Here is a 6,634-nt window from a genome sequence, read left to right as displayed (position 1 = left end):
GGGCGACCTTCTGCCGGAGGGCGTGCTCAACATCGTCAACGGTTTCGGGCTCGAGGCCGGCAAGCCGCTGGCGTCGTCCAACCGCATCGCCAAGATCGCCTTCACCGGCGAAACGACGACGGGCCGGCTGATCTCGCAATATGCCAGCCAGAACCTGATCCCGGTGACGCTCGAGCTCGGCGGCAAGTCGCCCAACATCTTCTTCCAGGATGTGACGGCGGAGGACGACGACTTCTTCGATAAGGCGATCGAGGGCTTCGTGATGTTCGCGCTCAACCAGGGCGAGGTCTGCACCTGCCCGAGCCGGGCGCTGGTGCATGAGAAGATCTACGACAGGTTCATCGAGCGGGCGCTGAAGCGTGTCGAGGCGATCGTCCAGGGTGATCCGCTCGACCCCGCCACGATGATCGGCGCGCAGGCGTCGAGCGAGCAGCTGCAAAAGATCCTGAGCTACTTCGACATCGGCCGCCAGGAAGGGGCCGAGGTGCTAGCCGGCGGCGAACAGAACCATCTGCCGGGCGACCTTGCCGGCGGCTACTACGTCAAGCCGACCGTGTTCCGCGGCCACAACAAGATGCGCATCTTCCAGGAGGAGATTTTCGGACCGGTGGTGTCGGTCACGACCTTCAAGGATGATGACGAGGCGCTGTCGATCGCCAACGATACGCTCTACGGCCTCGGCGCCGGCATCTGGAGCCGCGATGCGAACCGTTGCTACCGCTTCGGCCGCGCCATCCAGGCCGGTCGCGTGTGGACCAATTGCTACCACGCCTATCCGGCGCATGCGGCGTTCGGCGGCTACAAGCAGTCCGGCATCGGCCGCGAGACGCACAAGATGATGCTCGACCACTACCAGCAGACCAAGAACATGCTGGTCAGCTACAGCCCGAAGAAGCTCGGCTTCTTCTGATCGACTCCCGAGGAGCGGGGAGGGCGCGGTTCGCCGCGTCCTCCCTTCAAACAGGAGGAGGACATCTTGGACAAGACATCGCTGGGCAAAGTGTCCGCCACGCCGGAGGCAGAGGCGTTCCTCGCCGAGATCATCGCCGATCACGGCCCGGTTCTGTTCCACCAGTCCGGCGGCTGCTGCGACGGCTCCTCGCCGATGTGCTACCCGCGCGGCGATTTCATCGTCGGCGACGGCGACGTCATGCTGGGCGAGATCGGCGACACGCCGGTCTTTATCAGCGCTTCGCAATACGAGGCCTGGAAACACACGAATTTGATCATCGACGTGGTGCCGGGCAGGGGCGGCATGTTCTCGCTCGACAACGGCCGCGAGAGGCGGTTTCTGACGCGCTCGACGATCTGCGTGGTTCCCTCCGCCATCGAGAGGGATTGACCGGGCAATCCGGCAACGGCAGAAAGCCGCCATGGCCAATCTACTTCTCGTTGTCATCGGCGGCGGCATCGGCGCCGGCATCCGCCACCTGACCAATATGGGCGCCCTGCGCCTGGTCGGCCCCAACTATCCCTGGGGCACGATGGCGATCAACATCCTCGGCTCGTTCGCCATGGGCCTGTTCATCGCCGTGCTCGCGCGGCGCGGCGGCTCGAACGAAGTGCGGCTGTTCGTGGCCACCGGCATCCTCGGCGGCTTCACCACCTTCTCGGCCTTTTCGCTCGATTTCGCCACGCTTTGGGAGCGCGGCGCGACGCTACCGGCGTTCGGGTACGCGCTCGCCAGCGTCATTGGCGCGATCCTCGCCCTGTTTCTGGGTCTTTGGCTCGCAAGAAGCCTGCCTTAGGTTTGTTCATGCATGTCGTTGTCCCAAAACCGCCAGACACTTTTGGGCGACATGCATTAGTGCTATTGCCCCCGCTTCCGAAGAGGCAAAGCGAGACAAATGGCAGGCGTTGAACAGATCACGGTGGAAGCCGGCGAGGCGGGCATGCGGCTCGACCGCTGGTTCAAGACTCATTTTCCGGGTCTCGGCTTCGGCCATCTGCAGAAGCTCCTGCGCTCCGGCCAGATCCGCGTCGACGGCAGCAGGGTGAAGGCCGACACCCGCGTCGAGCCCGGCCAGACGGTCCGCATTCCGCCGCTCGAGGTCGACAAGAAGGGCGATGCGCCGCTCACCGGCCATTCGATCCGCAACCAGGGCGACGCCGATGTGCTCGCCAAGATGCTTCTGCACGAGGATGCGAAGGTCTTCGTCTTCAACAAGCCGGCGGGGCTCGCCGTGCAGGGCGGCTCCGGCGTCACCCGCAATGTCGACGACATGCTGGAGGCCTGGCGCAACCAGAAGGGCGAGAAGCCGCGCCTGGTGCACCGGCTCGATCGCGACCCCTCCGGCGTACTGGTGGTCGCCCGCACCCGCCTTGCGGCGATGAAGCTGTCGGAAGCCTTCCGGGCGCGCGAGACCAAGAAGACCTACTGGGCGCTGGTCAAGGGCGTGCCGCCGAAGCGCGAAGACAAGATCTCGACCTGGTTGATCAAGGAGCCGACGCCGGACGGCGACCGCGTGCGCATCGCCAAACACGGCGAGAAGGGCGCCGACCATGCGGTGTCCTACTACCGCGTCGTCGAGCAGGCGGCGCAATCGCTGTCCTGGCTGGAGATGGAGCCCTATACCGGTCGCACCCATCAGCTGCGCGTCCACGCCGCTCATATCGGCTGCCCGATCATCGGCGATCCCAAATATTTCGAGGCCGATACCAATTGGGATTTTCCGGGCGGCATGCAGAACCGACTGCATCTGCATGCGCGCCGCATCCTCATCCCGCACCCGGACAAGGGCGTCATCGACGTCACCGCGCCGATGCCGCCGCATATGCGCCAGAGCTGGAATCTGATCGGCTTCGATGAGCAGAGCGCGGAGGAGGAGGGGTGAGCGGCGTCACCGGCACGCTCGACCGCCGCGACGCGGTCGACATGGCGGCCGCCGCGATCATGGTCGGGCTGACCTTCTCCTGGGGGCTGAACTATGTCGCCGCCAAGGTCTCCTACGCCGGCTATGATCCCGTCTTCGTCTCGATCGCGCGCTCGATCCTCGGCGGGCTCTGCGTGCTCGGCTGGTGTCGGCTCCGCGGCATCAAGCTGTTCGAAGCGGACGGGACGCTTGTCGCCGGCATCATTGTCGGGGTGCTCTTCGGGGTCGAGTTCCTGTGCCTCTATATCGGGCTGGAATACACAACCGTTGCCCGCAACACGCTGCTGGTCAACACCATGCCGTTCTGGGTCTTGATCGGCGGTCATTTCCTGCTCGGCGAGCGCATCAATGCACGCAAGCTGGGCGGACTGGTGCTGGCCTTCTGCGGCCTTGCGGCGGTCTTCTCCGACGGCATCGTTGCCGGCAACAATGCCACACTCACCGGTGATCTGCTCAGCCTCGGGTCGGGGATCCTGTGGGCGATGACCAGCATCGTCATCAAGCGGTCGAAATTGGTCGAGACCAGCGCCGAGAAACTGCTGCTCTACCAGCTGGCTGGCGCAGCTGTCGTCGGTTTGCTGGTAATGCCTTTCGCCGGCCCGCCGATCCGCGCGGTCACCGCCTTGCCGACCCTGGCGCTGCTGTTCCAGTCTTTCTATATCGTCGCATTCACCTATGTGTTGTGGTTCTGGCTGCTCACGCGCTATCCGGCGGCCGGCCTGTCGAGCTTCGCCTTCCTGTCCCCGGTCTTCGGCGTTCTGTGCGGCGCGGTGCTGCTGAGCGAACCACCGACGGTCAGGATCTTCCTGGCGCTCGGCCTGATCGCCGCCGGCCTGATCATCGTCAACCGGCCGCGCAGGCAGGTTCCAGCGTAAGGAGTTCGACATGCGCGACATCCTCAATGACCTCGAAGCGGGAAAGCAGCTCTCCGATCCCGATCCCGTGCGCCGCGCCCAGATCCAGATGAAGACGCCGCTGCCGAAGCGCTTCTACAAGGCCGTCTCGCTCGCGCCGGTTGAGGAAGGCTTTGCCGTCCATCTCGACGGCAGGCCGGTACGCACGCCGGGCAAGGCACTGCTGGCCCTGCCAACCGAAAAGGCGGCGGCCCTGGTTGCCGGCGAGTTCGACGCGCAAGGCGAGGTCATCGACCCCGTCACCATGCCGGTCATGCGCCTCGTCAACACCGCCATCGACGGCGTCGCCAGCGATCCGCAAGCGGTGCTGGAGGATATCCTGCGCTTCGCCTCGTCCGACTTGCTCTGCTACCGCGCCGATGGCCCGCAAGGGCTGGTAGACCGGCAGAACCAGCTTTGGGACCTGGTCATCGACTGGGCGCGCAGCGCGCTTGGCGCACGCTTCCTTCTCGCCGAGGGCATCGTCCATGTCGAGCAGCCGCGCGAGACCATCGCCGTGCTCGGCGCCCATCTTGCTCAGCGCAACGAGCCGCTGCGGCTCGCCGCCATCCATGTCATGACCTCGCTGACCGGATCGGCGCTGCTGGCCATGGCTGTCGATTTCGGCGAACTCGATGGCGAAACGGCCTGGGCCGCAGCCCATGTCGACGAGGACTGGCAGATCGAGCATTGGGGCCAGGACGCCGAGGCCGTGGCGCGCCGCTCGGCCCGCAAGCGCGACATGTTGGCGGCCATCGGCCTGCTCGAGGCGCTGAAAGCCTGAGCGCAGCGCTCCGCTTTCGCACTGCACCTAATACGAAAGTCATAATCCCATCGTCGCGGTGCCTTTCGCCGGCGCTTTCTGCCACTTTTTACCTGTGGCTGCGTCTTTGAGTCTGCTCTCGGAGGAGAGGTGGACGATGGCGCGCAGCCATCGCGGACAGACGGGATCTCACGGGAGGACTTTCAATGGCAATGGCATCGACCGCCGGCGGAACAAGCCGCGGCATGACGCGGGAGGAGAAGAAAGTTATCTTCGCTTCCTCGCTCGGCACCGTTTTCGAATGGTACGACTTCTATCTCTACGGCTCGCTGGCGGCTTTCATCGGCGCCACCTTCTTCACGTCGGCGCCGGAAGCGACGCGCAACATCTTCGCGCTGCTCGCCTTCGCCGCCGGGTTCCTGGTCCGCCCCTTCGGCGCTCTGCTGTTCGGCCGCATCGGCGATCTTGTCGGCCGCAAATACACCTTCCTCGTCACCATGACGATCATGGGCCTGTCGACCTTCCTGGTCGGTCTCTTGCCCGGCTATGCCAGTTGGGGCATCGCCGCGCCGGTGATCCTGATCGGGCTGCGCATGCTGCAGGGCCTGGCGCTCGGCGGCGAGTATGGCGGCGCCGCCACCTATGTCGCCGAGCATGCCCCCGACGATCGCCGCGGCTTCTACACCTCCTGGATCCAGACGACGGCGACGCTCGGTCTGTTCCTGTCGCTGATCGTCATCCTCATCGTGCAGGGGTCGATGAGCAAGGAAACCTATGCCGATTGGGGCTGGCGCATTCCCTTCATCGTCTCCTTCCTGCTGCTTGCCATCTCGATCTGGATCCGGCTCTCGCTCTCGGAGTCGCCGACGTTCCAGCGCATGAAGGAGGAAGGCAAGGGTTCGAAGGCACCGCTCTCGGAAGCCTTCGGCCAGTGGAAGAACGCCAAGATCGCGCTGCTGGCGCTGCTCGGCCTCACCGCCGGCCAGGCCGTGATCTGGTACAACGGCCAGTTCTACGCGCTGTTCTTCCTGCAGAACGTGCTGAAGGTCGATCCGCAGTCGGTCAACATCATGATCGCGGTGGCGCTGGCGATCGGCTCGATCTTCTTCGTCGTGTTCGGCTGGCTCTCCGACAAGATCGGCCGCAAGCCGATCATCATGGCCGGCCTCGCCTTGGGCATCGTCTGCACCTTCCCGCTGTTCAAGGCACTGACCTGGGCTGCCAATCCGGCGCTCGCCACCGCGCAGCAGAACACCCGTGCGACGGTGACCGCGGCGCCCGGCGACTGCAAGTTCCAGTTCAACCCGGTCGGCACGGCGAAGTTCACGACGTCCTGCGATATCGCCACCTCGTTCCTGACCAAGAACTCGGTGCCTTACGACGTGGTCACGACGGCGGCACCTGGAACGGCCGCATCGGTCAAGATCGGCAATGAGACGGTGGAGTCCTACGACGCCGTCGCCGCCGGCGATCAGGCCAAGGCCAAGGACGCTGCCTTCGTCAAGGCGGTCAACATGTCGTTGCGGGACGGCGGTTATCCGCTGAAGCGCGCGGCGGCCAAGGTGCCGGACCAGAAGCTCGACGCCTTTGTCGCGGCCAATCCCGAGCTCAAGCTCGACGCGGCGGCGATCCGCGGCGGCGAGAAGACGACGGTTGCTGTCGACCAGGCCGTCAAAGACAAGCTGCTGACCAAGGATGAGGCGGCGGGTGCGCCCGAGATCACCGTCTACAGCATTCCGGGCGGCGGCGCGTTTGCCATGTTCGCCGATCCGGCGGCGGTGAACTGGCCGATGACCATCGGCATCCTGTTCATCCTCGTGCTGTTCGTCACCATGGTCTACGGGCCGATCGCGGCGATCCTGGTCGAGATGTTCCCGACCCGCATCCGCTACACCGGCATGTCGCTGCCCTACCACATCGGCAATGGCTGGTTCGGCGGTCTCTTGCCGGCGACGGTATTCGCGCTCAGCGCCTACAAGGGCGATATCTATTACGGCCTCTGGTACCCGGTGGTGATCGCCGCCATGTCGCTGATCATCGGCATGATCTTCGTCAGGGATACGCTGGGAACCGACCTCAACACCAAGCAGTAGGCGCTGCTCAGG

Annotated in this window: 6 protein-coding genes and 1 pseudogene; all 7 read left to right on the top strand. The window is 64.8% G+C overall.

The features are described from left to right. Positions 1–910, top strand: a pseudogene (gene adh, locus EN780_RS24495) (aldehyde dehydrogenase); the annotation flags it as partial. Positions 911–973: 63 nt separating this feature from the next. Next, on the top strand, positions 974–1,342 hold the full coding sequence (locus EN780_RS24490) for a DUF779 domain-containing protein (RefSeq protein ID WP_128275561.1): 369 nt from the start codon (positions 974–976) through the stop codon (positions 1,340–1,342). Between the two features lie 31 nt (positions 1,343–1,373). Beyond that, positions 1,374–1,748: a fluoride efflux transporter CrcB gene (crcB, locus tag EN780_RS24485; RefSeq protein WP_128275560.1), complete on the top strand. Its 375-nt coding sequence runs from the start codon at positions 1,374–1,376 to the stop codon at positions 1,746–1,748. Between the two features lie 99 nt (positions 1,749–1,847). Next, positions 1,848–2,834 carry an RluA family pseudouridine synthase gene (locus EN780_RS24480; RefSeq protein ID WP_128275559.1) on the top strand — a complete coding sequence of 329 codons (987 nt, stop codon included), beginning with the start codon at positions 1,848–1,850 and terminating at the stop codon, positions 2,832–2,834. Between the two features lie 41 nt (positions 2,835–2,875). Next, on the top strand, positions 2,876–3,748 hold the full coding sequence (locus EN780_RS24475; protein ID WP_189556697.1) for a DMT family transporter: 873 nt from the start codon (positions 2,876–2,878) through the stop codon (positions 3,746–3,748). Positions 3,749–3,758: 10 nt separating this feature from the next. Further along, positions 3,759–4,550: an ATP12 family chaperone protein gene (locus EN780_RS24470; RefSeq protein ID WP_128275557.1), complete on the top strand. Its 792-nt coding sequence runs from the start codon at positions 3,759–3,761 to the stop codon at positions 4,548–4,550. A gap of 185 nt (positions 4,551–4,735) precedes the next feature. Then, on the top strand, positions 4,736–6,622 hold the full coding sequence (locus EN780_RS24465; protein ID WP_128275556.1) for an MFS transporter: 1,887 nt from the start codon (positions 4,736–4,738) through the stop codon (positions 6,620–6,622). The last annotated feature ends 12 nt before the right edge of the window (positions 6,623–6,634 follow it).

It is taken from the genome of Mesorhizobium sp. M4B.F.Ca.ET.089.01.1.1, from assembly GCF_004022605.1.
Classification (GTDB): Bacteria; Pseudomonadota; Alphaproteobacteria; order Rhizobiales; family Rhizobiaceae; genus Mesorhizobium; species Mesorhizobium abyssinicae.
The sequence above is the reverse complement of the archived record's forward strand: the minus strand, read 5'-3'. Positions and strand labels throughout refer to the sequence as shown.

What these genes read in the sequence shown, in the direction of transcription:
- crcB (WP_128275560.1), top strand. Translation starts at nt 1,374, where the DNA reads ATGGCCAATCTACTTCTCGTTGTCATCGGCGGCGGCATCGGCGCCGGC.
- EN780_RS24480 (WP_128275559.1), top strand. Translation starts at nt 1,848, where the DNA reads ATGGCAGGCGTTGAACAGATCACGGTGGAAGCCGGCGAGGCGGGCATG.
- EN780_RS24475 (WP_189556697.1), top strand. Translation starts at nt 2,876, where the DNA reads ATGGCGGCCGCCGCGATCATGGTCGGGCTGACCTTCTCCTGGGGGCTG.
- EN780_RS24470 (WP_128275557.1), top strand. Translation starts at nt 3,759, where the DNA reads ATGCGCGACATCCTCAATGACCTCGAAGCGGGAAAGCAGCTCTCCGAT.
- EN780_RS24465 (WP_128275556.1), top strand. Translation starts at nt 4,736, where the DNA reads ATGGCAATGGCATCGACCGCCGGCGGAACAAGCCGCGGCATGACGCGG.